The organism is Paraburkholderia adhaesiva (assembly GCF_021390575.1).
GTDB classification, from domain to species: Bacteria; Pseudomonadota; Gammaproteobacteria; order Burkholderiales; family Burkholderiaceae; genus Paraburkholderia; species Paraburkholderia adhaesiva.
In genome coordinates, this window is the sequence record NZ_JAJEJQ010000001.1 from 2,583,087 (window position 1) to 2,606,605 (window position 23,519).

The 23,519-nt window shown below is 59.0% G+C and carries 22 protein-coding genes, 1 tRNA gene and 2 pseudogenes; 14 read left to right on the forward strand and 11 right to left on the reverse strand.

The window, feature by feature from the left end:
• Positions 1 to 17: 17 nt before the first annotated feature.
• From tolR to L0U80_RS11760, 6 genes are all read left to right on the forward strand, one after another.
• The gene (gene tolR, locus L0U80_RS11735; RefSeq protein WP_233864251.1) at positions 18 to 464 is read left to right on the forward strand and encodes a protein TolR; all 447 of its coding nucleotides are present in this window, start codon (positions 18 to 20) and stop codon (positions 462 to 464) included.
• The gene (gene tolA, locus L0U80_RS11740) at positions 461 to 1,456 is read left to right on the forward strand and encodes a cell envelope integrity protein TolA (protein WP_233864252.1); all 996 of its coding nucleotides are present in this window, start codon (positions 461 to 463) and stop codon (positions 1,454 to 1,456) included. The genes tolR and tolA overlap by 4 nt, the downstream gene beginning before the upstream one ends.
• A gap of 118 nt (positions 1,457 to 1,574) precedes the next feature.
• Positions 1,575 to 2,867, forward strand: coding sequence for a Tol-Pal system beta propeller repeat protein TolB (gene tolB, locus L0U80_RS11745; RefSeq protein WP_233864253.1), 1,293 nt, complete (start codon positions 1,575 to 1,577; stop codon positions 2,865 to 2,867).
• An 18-nt stretch (positions 2,868 to 2,885) separates the two neighbouring features.
• Positions 2,886 to 3,395, forward strand: a complete 510-nt coding sequence (gene pal / locus L0U80_RS11750; RefSeq protein ID WP_233864255.1) for a peptidoglycan-associated lipoprotein Pal — start codon at positions 2,886 to 2,888, stop codon at positions 3,393 to 3,395.
• 24 nt (positions 3,396 to 3,419) lie between these two features.
• Positions 3,420 to 4,169 carry a tol-pal system protein YbgF gene (gene ybgF, locus L0U80_RS11755; RefSeq protein ID WP_233864257.1) on the forward strand — a complete coding sequence of 250 codons (750 nt, stop codon included), beginning with the start codon at positions 3,420 to 3,422 and terminating at the stop codon, positions 4,167 to 4,169.
• 167 nt (positions 4,170 to 4,336) lie between these two features.
• A tRNA-Lys gene (locus L0U80_RS11760) sits at positions 4,337 to 4,412 on the forward strand.
• 75 nt (positions 4,413 to 4,487) lie between these two features.
• Here the strand turns inward: L0U80_RS11760 and L0U80_RS11765 are convergent.
• Complete coding sequence (locus L0U80_RS11765) at positions 4,488 to 5,474, reverse strand: ParA family protein (protein ID WP_233864259.1); 987 nt, start codon at positions 5,472 to 5,474, stop codon at positions 4,488 to 4,490.
• A 112-nt stretch (positions 5,475 to 5,586) separates the two neighbouring features.
• Complete coding sequence (locus L0U80_RS11770; RefSeq protein WP_308444854.1) at positions 5,587 to 5,961, reverse strand: tyrosine-type recombinase/integrase; 375 nt, start codon at positions 5,959 to 5,961, stop codon at positions 5,587 to 5,589.
• Between L0U80_RS11770 and L0U80_RS11775 the strand changes: the two genes are divergently transcribed.
• From L0U80_RS11775 to L0U80_RS11790, 4 genes and pseudogenes are all read left to right on the forward strand, one after another.
• Positions 5,935 to 7,070, forward strand: a protein-coding gene (locus L0U80_RS11775) for an IS3 family transposase (protein WP_373322092.1) whose coding sequence is annotated in 2 segments (ribosomal slippage) — positions 5,935 to 6,190 and positions 6,190 to 7,070 — 1,137 coding nt in all. Because the reading frame shifts where the segments join, the coding sequence is not laid out codon by codon here. The genes L0U80_RS11770 and L0U80_RS11775 overlap by 27 nt on opposite strands.
• A gap of 381 nt (positions 7,071 to 7,451) precedes the next feature.
• Positions 7,452 to 8,194: pseudogene (locus L0U80_RS11780) on the forward strand (IS3 family transposase); the annotation flags it as partial.
• Positions 8,195 to 8,264: 70 nt separating this feature from the next.
• Positions 8,265 to 9,352, forward strand: a protein-coding gene (locus L0U80_RS11785; RefSeq protein ID WP_233862864.1) for an IS3 family transposase whose coding sequence is annotated in 2 segments (ribosomal slippage) — positions 8,265 to 8,514 and positions 8,514 to 9,352 — 1,089 coding nt in all. Because the reading frame shifts where the segments join, the coding sequence is not laid out codon by codon here.
• Positions 9,353 to 9,394: 42 nt separating this feature from the next.
• Positions 9,395 to 9,811: pseudogene (locus tag L0U80_RS11790) on the forward strand (DDE-type integrase/transposase/recombinase); the annotation flags it as partial.
• A 61-nt stretch (positions 9,812 to 9,872) separates the two neighbouring features.
• Here L0U80_RS11790 and L0U80_RS11795 read toward each other — a convergent pair.
• Entirely contained in the window at positions 9,873 to 10,802 is a 930-nt protein-coding gene (locus tag L0U80_RS11795; RefSeq protein WP_233864265.1) for a retron St85 family RNA-directed DNA polymerase, read from the reverse strand.
• Positions 10,802 to 11,725, reverse strand: coding sequence for a retron St85 family effector protein (locus L0U80_RS11800; RefSeq protein WP_233864267.1), 924 nt, complete (start codon positions 11,723 to 11,725; stop codon positions 10,802 to 10,804). The genes L0U80_RS11795 and L0U80_RS11800 overlap by 1 nt, the downstream gene beginning before the upstream one ends.
• 399 nt (positions 11,726 to 12,124) lie before the next feature.
• On the opposite strand from L0U80_RS11800, the gene L0U80_RS11805 reads away from it, so the two are divergent.
• The 3 genes from L0U80_RS11805 to L0U80_RS11815 all read left to right on the forward strand — a co-directional run bounded on the left by L0U80_RS11805 (position 12,125) and on the right by L0U80_RS11815 (position 15,616).
• Positions 12,125 to 13,248 (forward strand): IS3 family transposase gene (locus L0U80_RS11805; RefSeq protein WP_373322135.1). Its coding sequence is split into 2 segments (ribosomal slippage): positions 12,125 to 12,383 and positions 12,383 to 13,248, totalling 1,125 coding nucleotides; the frame shifts between segments, so codons are not numbered across the junction.
• Between the two features lie 185 nt (positions 13,249 to 13,433).
• Positions 13,434 to 13,760, forward strand: a complete 327-nt coding sequence (locus L0U80_RS11810) for a hypothetical protein (protein ID WP_233864269.1) — start codon at positions 13,434 to 13,436, stop codon at positions 13,758 to 13,760.
• A 941-nt stretch (positions 13,761 to 14,701) separates the two neighbouring features.
• Positions 14,702 to 15,616, forward strand: a complete 915-nt coding sequence (locus L0U80_RS11815) for a transcriptional regulator (RefSeq protein WP_233864271.1) — start codon at positions 14,702 to 14,704, stop codon at positions 15,614 to 15,616.
• A gap of 201 nt (positions 15,617 to 15,817) precedes the next feature.
• Here L0U80_RS11815 and L0U80_RS11820 read toward each other — a convergent pair whose 3' ends face one another.
• On the reverse strand, positions 15,818 to 16,750 hold the full coding sequence (locus tag L0U80_RS11820) for a DMT family transporter (RefSeq protein WP_233865891.1): 933 nt from the start codon (positions 16,748 to 16,750) through the stop codon (positions 15,818 to 15,820).
• 131 nt (positions 16,751 to 16,881) lie between these two features.
• Here L0U80_RS11820 and L0U80_RS11825 point away from each other — a divergent pair, with 131 nt between their 5' ends.
• A complete protein-coding gene (locus tag L0U80_RS11825; protein WP_233864273.1) occupies positions 16,882 to 17,796 on the forward strand; it encodes a LysR family transcriptional regulator in 915 nt (304 codons plus the stop codon).
• Between the two features lie 289 nt (positions 17,797 to 18,085).
• On the opposite strand, the gene L0U80_RS11830 is transcribed toward L0U80_RS11825, so the two are convergent.
• From L0U80_RS11830 to L0U80_RS11855, 6 genes are all read right to left on the reverse strand, one after another.
• Positions 18,086 to 18,388 carry a hypothetical protein gene (locus tag L0U80_RS11830; protein ID WP_233864275.1) on the reverse strand — a complete coding sequence of 101 codons (303 nt, stop codon included), beginning with the start codon at positions 18,386 to 18,388 and terminating at the stop codon, positions 18,086 to 18,088.
• 120 nt (positions 18,389 to 18,508) lie between these two features.
• Positions 18,509 to 20,161 carry a M30 family zinc metallopeptidase gene (locus tag L0U80_RS11835; RefSeq protein WP_233864277.1) on the reverse strand — a complete coding sequence of 551 codons (1,653 nt, stop codon included), beginning with the start codon at positions 20,159 to 20,161 and terminating at the stop codon, positions 18,509 to 18,511.
• Between the two features lie 238 nt (positions 20,162 to 20,399).
• Entirely contained in the window at positions 20,400 to 21,389 is a 990-nt protein-coding gene (gene motB / locus L0U80_RS11840; protein ID WP_233864279.1) for a flagellar motor protein MotB, read from the reverse strand.
• A 271-nt stretch (positions 21,390 to 21,660) separates the two neighbouring features.
• A complete protein-coding gene (locus tag L0U80_RS11845; RefSeq protein WP_233864281.1) occupies positions 21,661 to 22,242 on the reverse strand; it encodes a YceI family protein in 582 nt (193 codons plus the stop codon).
• 79 nt (positions 22,243 to 22,321) lie between these two features.
• A complete protein-coding gene (locus tag L0U80_RS11850; protein WP_233864283.1) occupies positions 22,322 to 22,900 on the reverse strand; it encodes a YceI family protein in 579 nt (192 codons plus the stop codon).
• 43 nt (positions 22,901 to 22,943) lie between these two features.
• Entirely contained in the window at positions 22,944 to 23,516 is a 573-nt protein-coding gene (locus tag L0U80_RS11855; RefSeq protein ID WP_233864285.1) for a cytochrome b, read from the reverse strand.
• Positions 23,517 to 23,519: the final 3 nt, after the last annotated feature.

Genomic DNA, 23,519 nt, shown 5'->3' on the forward strand with positions numbered 1-23,519 from the left:
TCTTCAAGGAGTCGGAGATGGGAGGCTCAGTTCGATCGAGCATGCGCGGCAGCCGCTCGCGCCGCGCAATGGCCGACATCAACGTCGTGCCGTACATCGACGTGATGCTGGTGTTGCTCGTGATCTTCATGGTCACGGCGCCGCTGATCGCGCCGTCGATCGTCAACCTGCCGACTGTCGGCGGCGCGGCGCCACAGCAGCAAACGCCGCCGGTCGTGGTCAACATTCGCGCAGACGGAAATCTGAGCGTACGCTACAAGGATGATTCCGGCGCCAGCCAGCAGGAAGACATGACGCGGGCCGACCTCGTCGGTTTCGTCGCCCAGCGCGAGCAGAGCCATCCCGACCAGCCGGTCGTGATCGCCGCCGACAAGGCCGTCAAGTACGAGACCGTGATGAACGTGATGTCCGACCTGAAGGCACAGGGCGTCAAACGCGTCGGACTGCTCGTTAAACCGCAATGACCCGCAAGCAATCCAGCTATCCAGCACAGCCTCCGCGTGATCGCGGCACGGTACGTGCTTTTCTGCTTGCCGTGCTGATGCACGTGCTGCTCGGGTTCTTCCTCTATCACGGCATCCACTGGCAGAACAGCACGCCGGCGGGCGCGGAAGCCGAACTGTGGACCGAGGTGCCGGACGTGTCGACGCCGCGCCCAGTTGCACCGCCCGCGCCAGTCGCCCCTGCCCCGCCGCAGCCGACCGAGGAAGCTGACATCGCGCTGCAGCAGCAGAAGCACAAGCAGGAAGAAGCCGCGCGTCAGGCGCAGCTCGCTGAGCAGCAGCGTCTGCAACTGCAGCAGCAACAAGAAGCCGCGGCGAAGCGCCAGCAGCAACTCGCGGCTCAGCAGGCGGCGCAACTCGCCGCGCAACAGAAAGCGGCGAAGCTCAAGCAGCAGCAGGAACAGCAGGCCGCGGCCGCGAAGCTCAAGCAACAGCAACTGGACGCACAGAAGAAGCAACAGCAGGAAGACGAGCAGAAGCAGGCTCAACTCGAAGCGCAGAAGAAGGCCGACGCCGCCAAGGCGGCGAAAGCCAAGGCGCAAGCCGACGCGCAGGCGACGAAGAAGCTCGACGCCGAACGGAACGCGCGTATCGCGCAAATGCAAGGCCTCGCCGGCGGTAGCGAAAACGCCGGTGGCAACGGTCTCGCAAAGAGCGGCACGGGTAGCGGCGCGGGCGGCACGGCGGCTTCGTCGGGCTACGCGGAGAAGGTGCAGCGCCTCGTGCGCCCGAAGATCATCTGGGCCGGCGCGACGGAGGGCCTCGAAACGGTGGTGACCGTACGTTGCGCGGCCACTGGCACGCTACTCTCCGCCTCCGTCTCCCGCTCCAGCGGCAACCAGCAGTGGGACGCAGCGGCTTTGCGCGCAGTCCAGCAGTCGGATCCGATGCCGCTCGACAAGGACGGCAAGGCACCATCGAACTTTACAATTACTTTGCGCCCTGCAGGTTGAGGGCGGCCCCAGGGGGCGCAGGCGTGCAGCAGCGAATTAGCGGAACGATTGGAGCTTATTCGGGTCTCTTTGCTGTTGCACGATGTTACAAAATAGCTCTTTCAGGAAACATCACAGCATGAGTTTGATGACAAAGCTTGGTCTGCGAACCCTCGTCGCGTCTTGTTTGATCACGGCCGGCGGTGCGGCGCATGCGCAACTCAACGTCCTCGTGACGGGTATCGGCTCAACCCAGTTTCCGATCGCGACGGCGAATTTCGCCAACGAAGCAAGTTCGCCCGAACAGGTCAGCGCGATCGTGCGCGCGGACCTGGCGCGCAGCGGCAAGTTCACCAACATCGATGCGGGCAGCGCGCCCGTTTCGGAGAACGATTCGGTTGATCTCGGCAGCTGGAAAGCCAAGGGCGCAAACGCGTTCGTGTCGGGCAGCGTGAACAAGCTTGCGAACGGTCAATACGAAGTGCGCTTCAAGCTTTACGACACCGTCAAGGGACAAAGCCTCGGCGGCCTCGTGCTCCAGAGCCCGCCGAGCGGATTGCGCATGAGCGCGCACAAGGTCGCGGACTACATCTATCAGAAGCTTCTGGGCGACCGCGGCGTGTTCGCCACGCGTCTGTCGTACGTCATCAAGACGGGCAACCGCTATCAGTTGCAGATTTCCGACTCCGATGGCCAGGACGCGCACATCGCACTGTCGAGCCCTGAGCCGATCATCTCGCCGGCCTGGTCGCCCGACGGGACCAAGGTTGCCTACGTTTCGTTCGAAAAGAAGAAACCGATCGTCTACGTGCATGACCTGCCAACCGGCCGCCGCGTGATCATCTCGGACCAGAAGGGCAACAATTCGGCGCCCGCCTGGTCACCGGACGGCCGCACGCTCGCCGTTGCACTGTCGCGCACGGGCAATACGCAGATCTTCGCCGTCAACGCCGACGGCAGCGGCCTGCGCCGCCTCACGCAAGGCACGACGATCGACACGGAACCCACCTACTCTCCTGACGGCCAGTGGATTTACTTCACCAGCGATCGCGGTGGCCAGCCGCAGATCTACAAGATGCCAGCCCAGGGCGAAAGCACTGGCGCCGCGCAGCGCGTGACGTTCACCGGCAACTACAATACTAGCCCGCGGGTCAGCCAGGACGGCAAGCAGCTCGCTTACATCTCGCGAACGGGCGGCGGATTCAAGCTGTACATCCAGGACCTGCAGTCGGGCGTCGCAACTGCGCTCACCGACACCACACATGACGAATCGCCAAGCTTCGCGGCGAACGGTCAGTACATTCTTTACGCCACTCAGGTGAACGGCCGTGGCGTGCTGGCCGCTGTATCGACCGACGGTCGTACGCGGCAAATCCTGTCCGTTCAGGGCGGCATCGTTCGCGAGCCGTCCTGGGGCCCCTTCATGCAATGACACTTCAGGAGAGCAAAAATGATGTCGAATAAAGTCCGCTTGACCTTGGCCGTTTTGATGATCGGCGCGCTGGCAGCGTGTAAGTCGGGTGTCAAGCCCAACGAAAACGCCAACGCTGGCGCAATGAGCACGCAGCCGAACCCGAATGCTGTCGCGCAAGTGAACGTCGATGAACTCAACAACCCGAACAGCCCGCTCGCCAAGCGCAGCGTGTACTTCGACTTCGACAGCTACGTCGTCCGCGACGAGTTCCAGTCGGTGCTGCAAGCTCACGCGCAGTATCTGAAGGCGCATCCGGAGCGTCACGTCCTGATCCAGGGCAACACCGACGAGCGTGGCACGAGCGAGTACAACCTGGCACTCGGCCAGCGTCGTGCTGAAGCCGTCCGCCGCGCACTGTCGCTGATGGGCGTGCCGGATTCGCAGATGGAAGCTGTCAGCCTCGGTAAGGAAAAGCCGGTTGCGCTCGGCCACGACGAAGCATCGTGGGCGCAGAACCGCCGTGCTGACCTCGTGTACCAACAGTAACCGACGTATTGGATGAAGGGGCGTATGGCGCACCGTTTCTCCCCGCTGCGGACAGCCGCAGCAGCCTGCGTGGCTAGTGTCGCTTTCATGTCGATGCCGGCGCACGCGGGCCTTTTCGATGATGATCAGGCACGCCAGGCAATTCTCGACCTGCGAGCGAAGACGGACAACCTGACTAGTCAGCTGTCCGCTGCGCAACGCACGATTCTCGATCAGTCCAACCGCCTCGACCAGCTGAACCAGCAGGTCGCGACGCTGCGTGGGCAGAACGAGGATCTGGCGAATCAGCTGGCCACCGTGCAGAAGCAACAGAAGGACTACTACACGGATCTGGACACGCGTATCAAGAAGTTCGAGCCGCAGCAGCAAACCGTGGACGGCATGCAAGGCACGGTTCAGCCGGGTGAGACGGACGCGTTCAACGCCGCTTCGCAGCAGTTCCGCAGCGGCGACTTCAAGAACGCCGCAGCGTCGTTCCGCAGCTTCATCGCGAAGTTCCCGGATAGCCCGTACCAGCCGACCGCGCAGTTCTGGCTCGGCAACGCGCTCTACGCGCTGAAGGACTACAAGGGTTCGACGGCGACGTGGCAGAACGTGGTCAAGAGCTTTCCGCAGCACCCGCGGGCGCCCGAGGCCCTGCTCGCGATTGCGAACAATCAGATCGAGCAAGGGCAGAAGGCCGCGGCCAAGCGCACGCTCGAGCAGATCGTTTCGCAATACGGCAGCTCGGACGTGGCCCAGACAGCGCAGAGCAAGTTGTCACAGCTCAAGTAGGCGCTGCAGGACGCGGTTTCACGCGGCATTTGCCGTGCGACACGCCTCTCGCGTGACGATACAAAGGCCCGGGACACGGTGTGTCCCGGGCCTTTGTCGTTCCTGAGCGCTGGCGAGATCGCCGTTGACACTTGGTCAGTCCGCGGCTATAATCCCGCTTCTCTTTTGGGTCGTTAGCTCAGCTGGTAGAGCAGCGGACTTTTAATCCGTTGGTCACAGGTTCGAATCCCGTACGGCCTACCAAAAGATTCAAGGGCTTAGCTTCGGCTAAGCCCTTTTTATTTGCTCCGCAAAAGACGTGTGCTCCGCAATCCCGGGCTAGCGCATGCGTTTGGCAATTTCATGCGCCAACGCCGAAAACTCATGACCAGCCTCGGCCACCTGCTCGTTGTAACCCGAATTCACCTTCCCGCGAAGCTTGCCAATTGCAACGCCAAATTCCTGCGCTTGTGGCGCCAAACTGTGGAAATCCTTGATTGAAGCGAGCTTGTAAGGCGAAAACGGAACAATCGCCGGATCGACATGACGCAAAACGTCAACAACCCGATCCCGCACCCGCGGAGCAATCTTCCCCTCCCAATATTCATGCGGCTTGGTCGACGTACGCCCAGACGACACCTTATACGCCGACGTAACGTAGCCCAGATACTTCGGCTGACCATGTAGCAGCTGCTTAACCGTCTCGCCCCCAGCCAACGAGCGAACAGTCGCCCAATCCGTAATCCATCGTGCAACTGCACGCCCCACTGTCGACAGTGCGCGCAACGAGAAAAGATCGGCCGCAACCGGCGTGATGAAGTAGTCTGAATCCAAGATGATCGCCCGGTTCAAAGGGCCGACGTTCGGGCCAATGTCGTAAATCACAACGTCCACCTCGTAACGTTCCCCCATGCTACGCGCGGCTCGGGACAACGCGCACATCACGTCATAGTCGCGTCCCTTCCTTGCGAACGAACCGGTCCACGCGGCCGGCAACTCTTCCTCATAGTCCGCTAGGAGCACGTCGCCCGGACACAGGTACAGTCCGTCCCGTACCTCGTAAGCAACGACGTCTTTGATCGGCCCCTTACCGTCAACGACCGGCTTAATAGCAGACCACAAAGTCCCACCATTTTCCTCGCCCGATTCCCCCAAAAGGGCATCCAGCTCCTTCTCGTTTAGGTAAAACGAAGTGAGGTTGCACTGAGGATCAGCGTCCACCATGAGCACCCGAACACCCTGATCAACCAGCGCGTCCGCCGTGTTGACAGTCAACGTCGTCTTACCGACTCCGCCTTTATGGTTAAAAAATGTCAGTGTCTGCATTTATGCCTCGTTAGTTATCTAAAACGGGACCAAGGCTACCACTGAAATTCCATAACTTGTTATATGAAGTGAGAGCGCAGTGCGTTCCAATACCTTACGCGCCGATTTTTTCCTACTTAGTCGGCTCAACCTTGTCGCCCTTCCTCTCACGGACGTAGTGCTCCGTCATCACAACCGACGTATGCCCCAGCTGCAGCTGCGCCGCGCGGATGTCACCAGACGATTCGGCTTTGTCAGTACCGGCCTTCGCCCGAAGGTCACGAAATTGAAAGATCCCTTTCTCAACGCCCGCGACCTTGCGCGCACGATCAAACCTAAAGCGCAAAGCGTCCGCCGTCATGCCCTCCCCCTTTTCATTCACAACCAGCGAATCAGAGGTGGCCGCGCAAATTCGGACAGTCGGATAAGTGGTTTGGCCGGGGCCTGAGCCAGCGATAATGCTGGCAAAGGAACCGAGGAAATGACGAAGAGAACCCGACGGACGCACTCAGCGGCGTTCAAAGCGAAAGTGGCACTGGCAGCGGTCAAAGGTGAGCGCACGCTGGCCGAACTGGCACAGCAGTTTGATGTACATCCGAACCAGATCACGGAATGGAAGCGGCAGTTGCAGGAGCGTGCGGCAGACGTGTTTGGTGCGACAGGTGCACCGTCGAGCGATCCGCCGGTGGACGTGAAAACGCTGCACGCGAAGATCGGGCAGTTGACGCTGGAGAACGATTTTTTGTCAGGAGCGCTCGGCAAAGCCGGACTGCTGAGCGCAAAGCGATGATTGACTGTACGCATGCGCTGCCGGTTTCGCGACAGACGCGACTGGTTGGCATCGCGAGATCGAGCGCATATTACCGGGCGCAGCCGGTCAGCGAGGTCGATCAGTTGCTGATGCGGCGAATCGACGAACTGCACATGGAGTTCCCATTTGCAGGGGCGCGGATGCTGGCGCGCCTGTTGCGCCGGGAAGGCCATGAGGTGGGTCGCCGTCGCGTACGCACGCTGATGAAGCGCATGGGCGTCGAGGCGCTGTACTGCAAGCCGAACACGAGCCGCCGCAACGCGCAGCACAAGATCTGGCCGTACCTGCTGCGCGGCATGAAGATCGAGCGTGCCAATCAGGTGTTCGCCCTCGACACGACGTACATTCCGATGGCGCGCGGCTTCGTGTACCTGACGGCAGTGGTGGACTGGGCGAGCCGCAAGATTCTCGCGTACCGGGTCGCCATCACGCTGGAAGCCACGCACGCCGTCGAGGCGCTGGAAGAGGCGTTCGCCCGCTACGGACTGCCCGACATCGTGAACACCGATCAGGGTAGCCAGTTCACGGCGGGCGCGTTCACCGAGGCGGTGCTGAGCCGGGGCGTGCGGCTGTCGATGGACGGCAAAGGGGCCTGGCGCGACAACGTGTTCGTCGAACGGGTGTGGCGCAGCATCAAGTACGAAGAGGTCTACCTGAAAGCGTACGAGTCGGTCAGCCATGCCCGGCGCTCCATCGGCGAATACGTCGAGCTGTACAACCGGAAACGGCCCCATTCGAGCCTGGCGGATCAGACCCCGGATGAGGCATACTTCGCGACGCTGCCTGCGATCAAATCGGCAGCATGATTGCCTCGGACGTTCCACTTAAAAATCTCAGATGACTGTCCGAACGAGTGAGGCCACCTCTATCCACCCTTGAGTGGCAAGCGGCTTTTCGCCGCTTAATCCGGTCCACCACACCCGCAAGTTGCCCGGATACCACCACTCGCAGCTTCTTCCCAGTTTTCCCCTGCCGAACCCACAACTCACCGGCCCGAATATCCGATTCCGAGAAATTCAACGTGTCCGCGGGCCGTTGCCCAGTTAGGTAGGCCAAGTCCATCGCGTCGCGCGTAGGCTCATCGGCGGCACTCCACACACGCTGGAAGATGTCATCCTCAACATGTAGTGGTCTAATGAATCCGGACACTGATTTAGGCGAGAATGGTCGCCATGAAGAGGTGTCTGATGAGCAAGCAACGACGTACGTTTTCCCCGGAGTTCAAACAGCAAGCCGCCTGTCTGGTGCTCGACCAGGGCTATAGCCATATGGAGGCAAGCCGCTCGGTCGGTGTCGGCGAGACGGTGCTGCGTCGCTGGGTGCAGCAACTTCAGATGGAACGCCAGGGCGTCACGCCGCAGGGCAAGGCAATCACGCCGGATCAACAGCGTATTCAGGAACTCGAGGCGCGTATCGAACGCCTCGAGCGTGAGAAGGCCATTTTAAAAAAGGCTACCGCGCTCTTGATGTCGGAAGGCATCGAACGTACGAAGTAATTGATCAGATTGGCGCAAGCGAATCGGTCGAACTGATCTGCGCGGTATTCGACGTATCGCGATCCTGCCTGTATGCGTACCGGGAGCGCGCCCAGCGCGTTGACGCCGAGCGCATGGCACTGCGTAGCCGGGTACACGAGCTGTTCGTCGAGAGTCGAAGCTCTGCCGGCAGCCGCAGCATCATGGGCATGATGCGCGAAGAAGGTACGGTGATTGGCCGCTTCAAGGTCAGCCGCCTGATGGAAGAACTCGGGCTTATCTGCAAGCAGCCGGGTCGCCATGCCTACAAGCAGGCCACGGTCGAGCGGATCGATATCCCGAATCATCTCAATCGTGAATTCGAGGTTGGTACGCCGAATCAGATCTGGTGTGGTGACATCACCTATGTCTGGGCGCAGGGCCGTTGGCATTATCTGGCCGTAGTGCTCGACCTGTTCAGGTAATGCCCCCGCAAATCCATCGTCGGGAGAAGTAGAATTTTCTCGTTAAGAGGGAGTTCTGCAGATGAAGAAGTCGAGATTCACGGACAGCCAGATACTGGAGGCGCTCAAGCGCGCGGAGGCCGGACTGGCGGTGCCGGAGCTGTGCCGGGAGCTGGGCATCAGTTCGGCGACGTTTTATAAATGGCGCTCGAAGTACGGCGGCATGGACGCGTCGATGATGTCGCGCATGAAGGAACTGGAGGCGGAGAATGCCCGGCTTCGCAAGATGTACATCGAGGAGAAGCTCAAGGCTGAGATTGCCTCGGAGGCACTGCAAAAAAAGTTCTGAAGCCATCTCGTCGGCGCGAGATGGCAAAGCGGGTTGTGCAACAGCGGCGCGTGTCAATTCGTGTGGCGTGCGCGGCGTTTGGCATCAGCGAGTCGTGCTACCGGTACGAGGCGAAGTTGAACACGGAGAACGAAGAGATTGCCAACTGGCTGCTGCGTATCACGGGTTGCCATCGCAACTGGGGTTTTCTGCTGTGCTACTTCTACCTGCGTAACGTGAAGGGATTCGGCTGGAACCATAAGCGCATTTACCGGATTTACCGCGAGCTGGAGCTGAACCTGCGCATCAAGCCGAAAAAGCGGCTGGTGCGGGAAACGCCGCAGCCGCTATCGGTACCGGAGGCCATCAATGAAGTGTGGTCGATGGACTTCATGCATGACCAGCTGGTTGACGGGCGCAGTATCCGGACGCTGAACGTGATTGATGATTTCAACCGCGAGGCGCTGGGCATCGAGGTGGATTTCTCGTTGCCATCCGAGCGGGTGATTCGCACGCTGAAGCAGCATATGGAATGGCGAGGCAAGCCGAAGGTCATCCGGTGCGACAACGGCCCGGAATATCTGAGCGCGGCCATCGTGACGTGGACGCAGAAGCAAGGCATCCGGTTGGAATACATCGAGCCGGGCAAGCCGCAGCAGAATGCGTATATCGAACGGTTCAACCGGACTGCTCGGTACGAATGGTTGTCGCAGTATCTGTGGGAAGACCTGGAGCAGGTTCGCGAAGCGGCGGCCGACTGGATGTGGATTTACAATCACGAGCGCCCGAATATGGCATTGGGCGGTTTTACCCCGAAGCAGCGGCTGGCCATGGCCGCTTAGTTTCTACTTCTGCCCACCGTGGAAAACGGGGGCATTACCTTCACGCGTCGGGTTGTTGGCTGGGCGTTCTCGACACGCCCGGATGCCGATCTGGTCGTGCAGGCGTTGGAGATGGCCTATGAGCAGCGTGGTCGTCCGCAAGGCTTGCTGTTCCACTCGGATCAAGGCGGCCAGTATGCAAGCCGGAAATTCCGTCAGCGCCTGTGGCGCTATCGGATTCAGCAGAGCATGAGCCGTCGTGGAAATTGCTGGGACAACTCCCCGATGGAAAGGCTGTTCCGCAGCTTCAAGACGGAATGGCTGCCGTCAGTGGGGTACACGTCGACGCAGGAAGCACACCGGGATATCAGCCACTACCTGATGCACCGTTACAACTGGATACGGCCGCATCAGTTCAATGACGGACTGGCGCCGGCTGTTGCGGAAGAAAAACTTAACGCAGTGTCCGGGATTAGTTGACCACTACAATCACGATCTAAATGAGAGATCGGCAATGTCGAAGTGCCATTTGGAAGCCCCCTCAGGGATGCGGCTTCTTGTTGAGCAATGATGTACGCAGCGTAGCTGAGAACCCCGGCTCAACGCTGTCAATAAACGCCAGAAGCCCGTCAAGCTCAGCAGACTCATCCGCAGTCAACAGACCCAACGTTCTACGGTGAAACATCGATCTCGCCAAACGCTTACGGTCACGGCCCACAGAAAGCCCCCCATCCGGCGTCAGGACAATGCCTGTCACCATGCGTAGACCAGCGCGGGATGCGTGTACAGTTTTCCGACGATTTACTGTGACCCTCGGGTATGCCAAAGTCGCAAGCGTATCGCTCACGAAATCTGCGTACTCGGACAGAATCCCTCTCTCGGTAGTCGACAAAGTAATATCATCTGCGTACCTCGTATACACGACCCCTTCAGACTGAGCCTTTTCCGATACAGCGCAATCAAACTCATACATTACGCTATTAGACAGTAACGGAGAACTCGGTGCACCAATACAAAGCTGCAACGCAGTCGCGCGAGTACGCTGCGGAAGCCAAGTACAAGCTCGCACAATCAATTGGCGATCCACAAGCGTGTACGTATTTCCGCAGTATGACTCCAAGTGCATGTGGAGAGCTTCAGCAGAGATCGATGGAAAAAAATTAGAGAAGTCCATCTTTAGCATAAAGCGACTGCCCAAATGCCGCTCAGCGTTCTTTTTAATCGAAGTACCCGGCTCATACGCCATGACGTCCTCATGCACCGGAAGTTGCGGACGAAGTTCATTTATCAACCAACGCTGAATCGCCTTCACCTCGCGCGCTGGTTGTGCAATAACCCGCGGCGACCCATCGCGCTTCGGAATTGCGAATACTTTGTAGCGCAATGGCGCCGTTTTAATGATGCTTGCAAGCTGCCTCGGAAGCATTCCCAAGTCGCCGGCCATCTTCCTCAAAAGATCTGGATATGCCATTATCGACGGCTCCGCACTTCCTGAATGGCACGAAAGCGCTTTTTGTCGGACGTACTATATTTTGCCAAGACGTCGCTTCGAAAACGCGCGACATCAAGCAACCCATCACCAATATGAAGCTTTAAATACTGACTACCGGTTATGGCAACATAGAACCGCTGATCCCCTTTGGGCTCCATCGCAATCAATCCAACACGGTCCAGCAAATACAGAACTTGCTTCAGTTCGTGTTCGCTTTTCTCCACCCCAGCCTCATTCAGAAAAGTTCGCAATTCGCGCACCGTCAGTGCTGAGTAGAGGTCAAGCAAATCACATACAAGCAATGCAAAATGAAGCCACTGACCGCGGTCGAATGGCTTCTCTGTATTTTTCTTCGATAACCTCGCGCGAACAGCCTCCGCCACCTCAGCCTGCAACTCTTCCGCTAGCTTACCGTCTATTTGTGATTTATCGTTAAGCCATTTATAAACCTCAGCGGTGTTCCCGTGTGTCTTTTCGAGGAAATCGACAGGCCCCAATTTAATAAATGAAGCCGACTTGTAGTACTGAGAGTCGACAAATACTAGGAGCTTATCGCGAAACTCACCTATCGCAGAAAAAAGCCCCAATTCGGCAATTGCACCGGGACTCTCCAAAACCAGAACAATGATCGACGATAGTTCCGCTATATGCCGCTCAAATAAGACTAGATCATTGTAGATTGAATCAGTAGCCCAATCTTTATAGTGTTCTGCGACGCGGATTCGCTCTTCGTCGGAATTATCTTTTACCAGTTCACGATAAAGAGCATCACGTAGGGATGTTGGAAGAACGGATTTCACATCCGTGGGGCCGCCGCACAAAAAAATGAAGCCCTCGTAGGGCTTCACACGTGACCGGTCAAGATCAATCCTTGACGAAAGCGATGTGCTGAGATCGCTCATTTATTATTGCCCTACCTAAAGTGCGCCGCGAAACCGGTTTCGGGTTTTCCGAGTGCCCGCAGGAAAACCCGAAACCGGTTTCGCGGCGGTAATCTCGATCAATCATTGTCAGTCTGGCGAACCGCCCGACTATTCTACGGAGCCCGTCGTAGAACCGCGTAAAGGCCCCATATCATAGGCATAGACCCGCGCCACAGTCAATATTTTCGAAGTCCCCTCTTGGAAAGAGGCTGATTTCATTTCCGCATTGCTCCGCGTTACTGGCCCACGGCTTTACGTCAACAAAAGCCCCCTCTATGCCAATTGCATGAGTCATTCATCTAGCAACTTAGCCAGACTGACCTGCCCCCCGAGATTAGTACGCTGACGGTGTAGAGTCCGTTCCGACAAGGAGCGGTCATGAAGAAGCGATTCACCGAAGAACAGATTATTGGCGTGCTGAAGGAAGGCGAGGCGGGCCTGAAGCCAGCAGAGCTGTGCCGCAAGCACGGCATCTCGGAAGCGACCTACTACAACTGGAAGGCGAAATTCGGCGGCATGACGGTTTCCGATGCGCAGCGCCTGAAGGAGCTGGAGCAGGAGAACAGCAAGCTCAAGCGTCTGCTGGCCGAGTCGATGCTCGACAATTCTGCGTTGAAGGACCTTCTGTCGCGAAAATAGCAAGCCCGCAGGCCAAACGCGAAGCGGTCCAGATATTGATGACCGAACGCGCCATGGGTGTCACCCGGGCCTGCGGGCTGGTAGGGATTTCGCGCTCGCTGTTTCAGTATGAGTCGCGCCGCCGGGTCGACGACGAAGTGCTGACTGGCCGGATGATGGCCATCGCCGCGCAAAAGCGTCGCTACGGCTATCGCCGGATTCATGTTCTGTTGCAGCGCGAGGGCTGGCTGGCAAACCATAAACGCATCTGGCGGCTGTATAGCAAGGCTGGACTGAGCGTGCGCAAGCGGCGACGCAAGCGCATAGCCGCTGTCGAGCGCAAACCGCTGCCGGTGCCAACGGGGCCGAACCAGAGCTGGTCGATGGACTTCGTCAGCGACGGGCTGGCTTATGGTCGGCGCTTTCGCTGCCTGAACGTGGTCGACGATTACACGCGTGAGTGCCTGGCTATCGAGGTCGATACCTCATTGCCGGGTCAACGGGTCAAGCAGGTGCTTGAACGGTTAAGCGAGATGCGCGGCTTGCCCGGGTCCATCACGGTGGACAACGGCCCGGAGTTCGCTGGTAAGGTGCTGGATGCATGGGCTTACGAAGTGGGCGTAACGCTGTCGTTCATCCGGCCCGGCAGGCCGGTGGAAAACGCCTACATCGAGAGCTTCAACGGGCGATTCCGGGACGAATGCCTGAACGAGCACTGGTTCGTTTCCATGCGTCACGCCAGGCGGTTGATTGAAGATTGGCGTATCGAGTACAACACCGAGCGCCCTCACAGTTCGCTCGGGTATCTGGCGCCAGCGCAGTTCGCGCAGGCGCACGAAACGAAGGAATTATTAACCTCGGACTCTAACGGCGCTTCGTACTAATACCGGGGGCAGGTCAAACGGACTCTACACCGTCAGCGTACTAATCTCGGGGGGCAGGTCATCACCCCAAAAGGGTCCATTGGAGCGTGGGTGGACGTCCAACTCATAGGGTGCGCCCCTATGAGTTGCTCACGGCCGCCAGTGCAGACGGGCAGGAAGGCTATCTCAAACAATACGATGACTACATGACCGCCAAGGGAGCGATAGACGCGACGGCTTGGCGCACTGCCTCACTTTCATTTGGCTTGCTCTTGCTGATAGTGATTGACATAACACTACTCGGCAATACCTCGCTGTCGATGGGTCTCGTAATATTCTTGAATTCGTCACTCTCCTACCTCGGTAATGTCGTCGGTACCGTCGTTGTTCTCCTCCTCCTCGCGTCTTGGCTCTATCGTTTTATCGCAGATGACGTCGACCGCGACTGGGTTGTTAGTCCGAAACTCCATGCAGAGTTGGAGCGTGAACGACGGGAAGAACGAGAAGCAGAGATACTCCGCGTCCGCACTTGAACGGCGGATTCAAGCGCGACTTGCTCCGCAAATCCCCATGGTATCCAGCAGATTCGGGCACTATGTGTAGAACCTAGACACGTGTTTGCGTTGCGGAAAAAATCACTATGCCTTTGATTTAATTACGATTTCCTCCGGACTTTTAATCCGTTGGTCACAGGTTCGAATCCCGTACGGCCTACCAAAAGATACAAAGGGTTGCACGCGAAAGCGTCGCAGCCCTTTTTCATTTCTGGCGTCATGTAACCGCCATCTAACCGGGATTTCCTCACCCCGACCGTCAGGACCGCACCTACACCATGGGGTTTTGGAGTGTCGCGGCGCGATACAGCTGCGACACGCGCCAGGGATGCTGTGCCCGGAGTTACAGGGTCAACTCCACATGGATGTACGTCAACACACATTTGACCGACAGACAGGATAGTAGGCTACGGTCAATGCTATCTGATCAATGCCGTGTTCCGTGTTTGTCGCCAACAACCGTACTGTGTTAGCCAGCACATCAGGCCGGCTACGCTCAGACGGCGGCAAATAAATTCAGACCTGCAATAACTAATTCAGAAAAATTAAATTCTCTGATTTTTAAATTCAATCAAGTATCGCACAGTGGGTTGTTCGAGAGTCCAGGAGTCGTCGAACTCGCCACGCGGGTAATCGAAAAGATGGTAGCGGCCGCGTCTGTGACGTCAGACGTGGCTCTATAGATACAAGGTCGAGCGTCATGCGGCAGAGAGCGCGGCTGGGCGAACCGGACTTAGCCGTGGCCAGCCATGCGAAAAATTACAGCGTCAGCCAGGAAGATGGCTGGAATGTGATTCTGCACGATTGAATTTCGACGACGTGTTATCGGCGCAGGATTTCTGCGAGTTCCAGCAATTGGAAGCTTTGGTGCCATCGGGTCCTGTGTTACCAGCCCATATGAGACTGCAAGGAGCAATTGCATGTATATGTCCACTGTCTCCCCCGTTTCTGATGCGACATTGCCTGACAAGTGGATCGACGCGGATCCGTCGGTGTTTAGAGAAAATTTTGAGCGCAAGAGCTTTGAGGTCTCCCACCATCTGGCGTCCCATCCGCTCTTTCAACTCCCCCAATTGATGGATCTGGCGGAGCGAACGCTGAAAACGCGCCCGTCTGACCTTTACTACGACATGGGCGACGTCGAGCCTGGTCAGAAATGGAAAGATGTGAATCGCGCTTTCTCACCGCTGACAGCATTGGATCAGCTGGAAGGGTCAGATGCGTGGTTCATTTTCAGAAGCACGCAAAGAGATCCGGCCTACGCCGAGCTGTACAGCCACGCGATCGCAGAGATCAAGAATATGGTCGGTGGCGAAATCGAAGCGAAGATCCTCAAGGAGGACATCATCATTTTCGTAACGTCACCGAAGCGGGTCTCGACATATCACATAGATCGTGAATGCAATTTCATACTTCAAATCCACGGGGAAAAGGATTTGTACGTATTCGATCGCGAAGACCGACAGATACTGCCGGAAGTGGAAATCGAGCGATTCTGGGCACTGGACAACAACGCGGCGAACTATAGACCAGAGCTGCAGGATCGGGCATGGACGTACAAACTAGCTCCCGGAATTGGCGTTCACGTTCCCGTCAACTGCCCCCATTGGTTGAAGAACGGCGACAATGTCTCGGTGACCTTGAGCGTGAATTTCCAGTTTGTTGACTCGATGCGCGCGGATATTTATCGGGCCAATCATTACCTCCGGAAGCTTGGTATCGATCCGAGCCCGCCTGGACGGAGCGCGGTAAGGGACCGAGTCAAGGCGATGGCGTATTCGACGGCAAGTGCCGCACGGCGAGCTGCCAGGTCGGCTCTGCAACGGGGCGGCTAGTCTCCCACGCCGAATATTTTTGCGGACGGGTAGCGGAAGCGTCCGGGTTCGGCCAGCTTCCGACACTCGCTGTCGAACACACACGGACGCGCGAACGGCCGCTCAGCATCTGCCGACCGACCTTCGAAGGATTCCTCAATTTCTTCCGCATTCAACGTTACATTCGCGTCATCAAAGCCCAACTTTCGCGGCGCTCGTCCGTTAGATGGCTACCGGCTTCGGCTCTTCGATATCCGGAACGACACCGCGATCGCGTCGATCCTTTCCCTTAATCGATGCCAGCAGGGATGCAAGGACGATCAACCCACCACCGATTGCCGCAGGCACAGTTACCCTTTCCCCAAGCCATACGCTCGCAAACAAGGCGCCAAAGACGGGTTCACTGCCCATCAGCAGCGCGACGCGTGTCGGGGTGCTACGGCTGACCGCATAGTTCTGTACGAAGAATGCGAACAACGTACAGCCCGCGACCAGATACATGACGATCATCCAGAAACGCTCATAACCGGCGAACGCAGGCAAGGGCTGCCATTGCGATCTCGCAACAGTCAGAGCGAGCACGGCACAGCCGAACGAAACAACGCCCGATTGCACGGCCGTCATCGCTAACGGAGAAACGGCGTTGACCTGCATGACGCGCTTCGTTGCGCACACGTTGATCGCACGTAACAGCGCGGCAAGCACCACCAGCGCATCGCCAGGTGTGAAATCGAATCGGCCGCCCCCGAGCAGAAATGCGCCCAGAAGGGAAAGTCCGGCTGCCACCCATTCGACACCGCGCGGCGCGCGTCTGAGCCATGCCCATTCGACCAGCGGCGTCATCACCACGCACAGGCTGATCAGAAACGCCGCATTCGACGCGCTCGTTATCCGCACGCCGAACGTTTCGGCCAGGAAAATCCCGAGCAGTACGCAGCCGGCGCCGACGATCCTGGCCCACTGAGAACGCGACAATCCGCGCATCGACCACAGGGATGGCGACAGCAGCACGAACGTGATGCCGAAGCGCAGGGCGAGAAGGCCCAACACCGGATAGACGAGCAACGCGCTCTTCACCACGGCATAGCTCGTTCCCCAGATGAAAGCCACCACGAGAAGTAGCAAATCGGCAGATGTGCTGGATCGGAATCGCATGACGAACCTCCCGTAACGAAGGCCCTCATTGTCCGACGATGCATTGGCGGCGATAATCCGGTCGGCGAGTATATGTTTTATGCACCCGGCGCACAAATAGACCCGAAACGCACGTTTGCCCTGATACGCCCATGACACCGACCGAACTTCTCCCGCTGTTGCCGGATCTCGCGACCTTCGCGCAGGTGGTCGAGGCCGGTAACTTCTCGGCAGCAGCCCGCCCGCTCGGCACCACACCTTCGACAATAAGCCGGCAAGTGCAGCGGCTCGAACGGGCACTGGGTACGCGACTGTTCGAACGCTCGACACGACGCATCCGGCTGACGGAGTCCGGCATGGAGGTCTATCGCCACTGCCGGGACATGGTGGACGCAGCGTCCGGAGCCATCGATGCGGCAAGCCAGTTGACGGCGCAACCGCGCGGCCGGGTCAGCATCAGCGCGCCGATTTCGCTCGCGAAAAGCCTGATTCACCCGAAGATTCCCGACTTCCTGCGTACCTACCCGGAAGTAGAGGTACAGGTCGTATTCGACGATCGGGACATCGATCCGATACGCGATTACGTCGATCTCGTCGTGCGGCCCACCCCGACGACGCCGCAAGGCCTCGTGGCAAGGCAGCTCGGCACTGTGCGATGGATGCCGTGCGCTTCTCCAGGCTATCTGCGTGCACGAGGCACGCCTGTCGTTCCAGACGATCTTGCGCAGCATGATTGTCTATATATCGGCGATGCTCCGGACGACAACCGGTGGACCTTCCGGCAAGGCAGCCACACGCAGACCGTTGAAGTCAGAGGCCGCTATATCGCGAACGATGTGAGCGCACGGCGTGAGGCTGCGCTGGAGGATTGGGGCGTGGCAAGCCTGCCGGAGTTTGCGGTAGGGGACGACCTCCGCGCCGGCAGGCTGGTCCAGGTACTGCCCGAATGGGCGTTCGAGCCACGCGCGTACAGCGGGCCTGTCTGGCTGCTGTATCCGCCGAACCGGCTCCTCCCGCCGAAAGTGCGAGTGTTAATCGACTGGCTAGTGGAACAGTCCGGTGGCTGATCTAGCCGAGCCCGCACATCGGCGAAGCACGCAGTGTGCAACGTCGGCGAGCAAATAGGTACCTCGATAGTCGAGCACAAGCTACCCGACGTGCCACCTGAACGGCCGACGTGCATTGGAAGCGACCCTCGTGGTGAAGCCGGGCCGAACGGGAGGAGCGGGTCGCGAAGAGCCGGTCCCGCCATTCCGCGAAGAACAGGAATTTTGCAGCGCAAACGCTCTCTAGCCCACGCCGCAGCAAGTCTTCGCGACTACCGACCTAAACTGAATTGCGAGGCAAAAATCGGCGCTATTGCGGGTCGTCCAGGCGGATGGAGCGCACCTGCGCCGCGGGTTCTCCAGCATCTTCCGAGCTGACCGTCCCTGTGACTTGCACGATGTGGTTTTGGAGCCTGGCCGCGTCGGCGCGACTCACTCCCTTGAGGGTCCAGACGCCGCCGCGGTCGTCATAGACGACGGCATAGACGAAGGGCTCATTGCCGCGTAGCGCCAGTCGCCCGTGAAGGGCAACCGCGTCGCCCGCGTGGAGTGTGCCGGCCCAGGCAACAGCGGCGCCAAGCAGCGCGGAGGCGAAAACGAGTGGTTTCAGCATGTTGAAATGATGAATCGGGAGTAAGACACCCGGCCAGGCGCCTGGGCCAGACATCGAGAAGTGTGCATGAAAAGCCGCCCCAGGTGAATTGCTGAAAGGGGCGGCTTCCGGGACATAGCCTTACTGCACCACGACGGTCAGTGTCGTGCCGGGTGGCACATTCACCGTTTCCTGATACGTGCTCGGCACGTTCGTGCGTACCACGACGGAGCTCGAGTAACCCAGCAAGGCTGTGGGCGAGTTCGCCGGCAGCAAGCGCGTCACGGTCGACGGGTCGATGGCCGGCAGCGTGAAGCCGCCTTCCGAGTGCGCCGGGAAAGAATACTGCGCCATGTTGGCACTGAGCGGGATCTGTCCGTCAGCTGCGGCCGTGAAGTGAAGCAGTTCCTGCGCCACGCTCGAAGTCGAGCGGTACTTGTGGATGGCATCGGTGAGGACAGCCAGTGAATCCGTCGACGACTTGTCGTTCAGCAGCGCCTTGTAGAAGCCGAGGCCCAGCTGACGGTTGAGGAAGCCACCGAACGACCCATTGGTTGCGTAGCTGTCGCACGTCGTACCCATCGGGTCCCAGGTGGTCAGGCCGCAACCATAACTGCCGTGGCCGTTATAGTTCATGAAGTCCAGGAAGCGGTTGTCACGCACCGAGTTGTAAGTCGGGTCGAGGTTGAAGCTCGCCCAGTCCTCCATCATCATGGCCGTCATCTCTTCGAGCCAGGTGTCGTACGCGTATTGCTGGCCCATCACCATGTCGCGGCGATAGAAGTTTTGCATGTGCGTCGTTTCGTGCGCCATGACCGTACGCATCGACTGCATGCCGGCGCTGCCCCCCAGATAAAGGGTTTCCGAGTCCAGATAGAGCGACAGGTCCTGGTTGCTGTTCGCCGTCGACGTCCCGCTGCCCTGGTTCACGAAGTTATTGAGCCCGTAGAAGTACCCCACTATGCCGAACGGCGTCGAATCCTTCTTGATGTTCACAACCACCAGGTCAATCGGCTGCCCAGTCGGGGCAATCATGTTCGTGTAGAGCGTTTGCCCCCAGAGCGGACCGCCGATGCCCGTGTCGATGTCATAGACCCCGCCTGCGCCCGCGTAGGTCTGCATCAGTTGCTGGACGATGGCAGGCGTGATCATCCCCGCCCCGTACTCGGTGTTCTCCACCCAGATGTTGACGGTTGTGCCGTCAGTTGTGTGCGAGGAGGCTTCGAGGGTCGTCGAACGCGAAGTGCCATCGTCGAGCCAGAAGTTCCGGGGGGTGGTGCCCACCACATTCGAGGACGCGACGCCAACCAGGCTGGTCTGCGCCACCATCTCGGCCGAAGAGGTAGCCTGACGCGTGGTCAGCGAGGTCCAGCCGTGCTGGTTGAACTCATGGATGGCCTTGAGCCGCGCCGGCTCCGTTGACCCAGCACTCGTCAGGTTCGACCCGGACACGCTCATGTCCGCCGCGCTAATCATGCTTGCGCTGACGGTGATCGGCTGCAAAGTCTGACTCGTTGTGCCTTCGTTGGTGAATACGAGGGACACGTTCCGGCCCGCCACGTTCTTCAACGTGACGTTGACCGCGTCGCTTTGCGCGCTCGCGTCGATCGCCTGCCACAGTCCCACGCCGCTCCCGGCGTAGGTCTGATCATCCGCCGCGCCGCAGTTCGTGCAGGCGGCGTGCATCTGGCCATCGGCGACCGGCGACACCACCGTGGGGCCATTGGAAGTATTGCTTGCACTACCGCTACCGCCACCACCTCCGCACGCGCTGAGCGCCATGGTCAATGTCATGACCGCGGCGAATGCTGATAAATCCTTGAAGCCCCCGACACGCATTTTATTTTTCTCCGTTATTAACTTCTCGCCGATTTGAAAATATGCAGGGCTAGTCGTGGCTAAGCCCTTTTCTTTTGTGCAACCCGTTGCGTGCGATCCACGTGTAGCGCTGCCCGAAATCGGCGATCGGAATAGCCGCTACGCCCGACCAACACAAACCGAACCGCGAGATACCGCTCACGCCGTATTCAAGCTATCTGCGCGTCGCGTTGACCGCGGGTACAGTGAACCGTGGCAGCGGCGAGTTACCTGCCGCAGCCGCATCATCGGATACGGTTGTCGTCGTTGATGCGTCGTCCTGCATGAGCGCCACTTCCGACTTCTTGTTGAGGACGATGATGCTGATGCGTCGGTTCTCCGGATCCAGCGGATTTGCCTTGTTCAGGTTCTGCGTCGCAGCGAGTCCCAGGACGCGCATCACCTTGCCAGTGTCGAGGCCGCCAGCAATCAACTCGCGACGCGACGCGTTCGCCCGGTCAGTGGAGAGCTCCCAGTTGCTGTAGCCCTTCTCACCGTTCGGGTAGGGAACGGCGTCCGTGTGCCCCTGAACAATGATCCGGTTGGGCACGCTGTTGAGCGTGCCTCCGATCGCCCGGAGGATGTCACGCATATAAGGCTCGACCGTGTCACGCGCGGTCGCGAACATCGGACGCTTCTGCGAATCCACGATCTCGATACGCAAACCCATGAGCGTCGAGTCAATCCGGATCTGTTGTTTGTATTGCCGAAGTGCTGGGTTGGCCTGTAATGCCGCCATCAACTTGAGCTGAAGGTCATGCAGACGAAGCTGTTCCTGCATTGCAACATTGCCGCTCTGCAGTTTGGTGGCGTCGTCATCCGCCCGTTGCGATGAGTGTTCGGCGCGGTTGATGCGCCCGTCCGTTTGCCGGGTATCGCCCTGGCGATCAATGGAGACGTCCTGGCCTCCAGCCTTGAGGGCGCCCGATTCGACAGCGCTGCGGTCCCCATTCCACAAGGTCAGTTTCAGGGGCTGTTTGAAGTAGTCGGCGACCCCTTGGACCTGAACCGTTGTCTCCATGGTCAGCAGCCACATCAAGAGGAAAAAGGCCATCATCGCGGTCATGAAGTCCGCGTAAGCGAGCTTCCATGCCCCACTGCGATGAACCTTTCGATCGGGCATGACGTACCTCACAACAACCTTTCGATCCCTGCTCCTCGTCATCACCGATTCTCCCAGGCTGGTTGGCTGCGCCCGACTCCTTTGCCTCTTGCATGAAAAGCGATCTGCGCCACCGGATAGCTGAATAACGGCAAAACTGCCGGTAGCCTTGATTGCTCAGATTTGCCAATGGACAAACTTTCGAATTGCCGCTCAGCGGATCGTCCGAAACCATAAAAAAAAAGCCCGCGCACATTACGTGCGCGGGCTCTTTCGTGCCACGCGAAGCGCCATCGACACGATGGCGCTTCAAAACATCGCCGGCTTCCGGGTATTAGTCGGCCTTGACGCCTTCCACCTGGATCTGCAGTTGCGTGGCCATCTTGAAGCCGTAGCTGTCGCCCCAGTTCACGCCGTAGTCGGCACGGTTGAACTCGGCCTTCGCATCGGCACCGCACACTTCGCGCTTGAGCATCGGGTTCTGGAAGCACTTGAACGAATCGATCTTCAGGTTCAGCGGCTTCGTCACGCCATGCAGCGTGAACGTCCCGATCACTTCCACCGGCTTGTCGCCGTCGAAGCGGATCGACGTGCCCTTGTACGTCGCGGTCGGATACTTGTCGATGTCGAGGAACTCGGCCGAGCGCACGTGCTTGTCGAGCGCGGCGTCGCCCGTGTCGATCGACGAGGCGTCGATGGTCACATCGACCGTGCCCGTCTTCGCAGCGCGATCGAGCACGACCGTGCCCGACGACTTCGTGAACTTGCCGCGCCACACCGAAACGCCACCGAAGTGATCGGCTTCGAAGCTCGGATAAGTGTGTTTCGGATCGACGTTATAGGTGGTCGGTGCAGCAATCGCAGGCGCTGCGATGGCGGCGGCGAGCGCGGCTGCTGCGAAAATCGAGGTCTTCATGACGTGATTCCTGATATGGGTTAAGCCGGATTAACCGGAAGAACTGGATGAGGCGGATAAAACGAAAAACTCGCGCGCGTCAGTGCGCAGCGGTCACGATGTGAAACTTGATTTGCACGTCGTCGGCGACGATCGACGTGTCCTTCCACTCGCCCGTGCCGATGCCGTACACGAGGCGCTTGATCGGCAGCGCGCCGTCGAACACCTGGTTCGCGCCGTCCTTGTGGTACTGCACGGGCATGACGACGTCGGTCGTCTTGCCCCGGATCGTCAGCTTGCCCGCCACTGAATATGCGCCGCTCGCGCCCGGCTGAATGCGCGTGGAGACGAACGTCGCATGCGGGAAATGCGCGGCGTCGAACCACTCGTCGCCCGCGACTTCCTGGTTGTACTCGGGCGCGCCGATGTCGAAGCTCGCGACATCGATATCGATCTTCGCGCTCGCAGCCGCGACGTTGGCCGGATCGAAATGCACGTCGGCGTTGATACGGTTGAAGTGGCCTTCAACAGGCACGTTCATCTGCTTGAAGACCGCGGTAACGGAGTTCTTCGCGGCAACGGCAGCCGCGGCGTTGGCGTTCGCGCCGAAACTCACGCTGAAAGCTGCGGCGGCGACAAGCGCGGCCACTGATGCGGTATGGACGAGACGTTTGATCATGGCGGTCGATTCGCTGGTGAGGAGTGTCACGGGGACGTTGGGTTCAGTCGCGCGGCGTGCCGAACGGCAACATGCGCGCGAGGATATTCTGCCGGTCAAACACGTGATGCTTGATGACTGCGAGCACATGCACCACCACGACGGCGAGCAGCGTGTAATTGAGTGCGATGTGGACCGTGCGCAGCACCGCCTTGAGCGCAGTATCGGGGCCGATCAACGTGGGCAGCGGCCAGATGCCGAGATACACGACCTGTATGCCCGCCGCCGAGCTGTAGAAATAGCCCGTCACGGGAATCGCGAGCATCAGCACGTAAAGCGCCGCGTGCCCCGCATGTGCGCCGAGGCGCTCCCACGCATGCGTGGACGCTGGCAGCGCGGGCGCTTGATGCGTCGCGCGCCACAGGATACGCACGAGCACGAGCGCGAGCACGGTCACGCCGATCCACTTGTGCCACGAGAAATAGCGCAGTTTGGTGGGCGTGATACCCGGAATGTCGGTCATCACCCAGCCGAGCGCGAAACCCCAGACGATCAGTACGGCGATCAGCCAGTGCAGCAGCATCGCGACGCCGCTGTAGCGGCGGGCGGGCGCGAGAGGCCGGTTTATCGTGTTCATCGT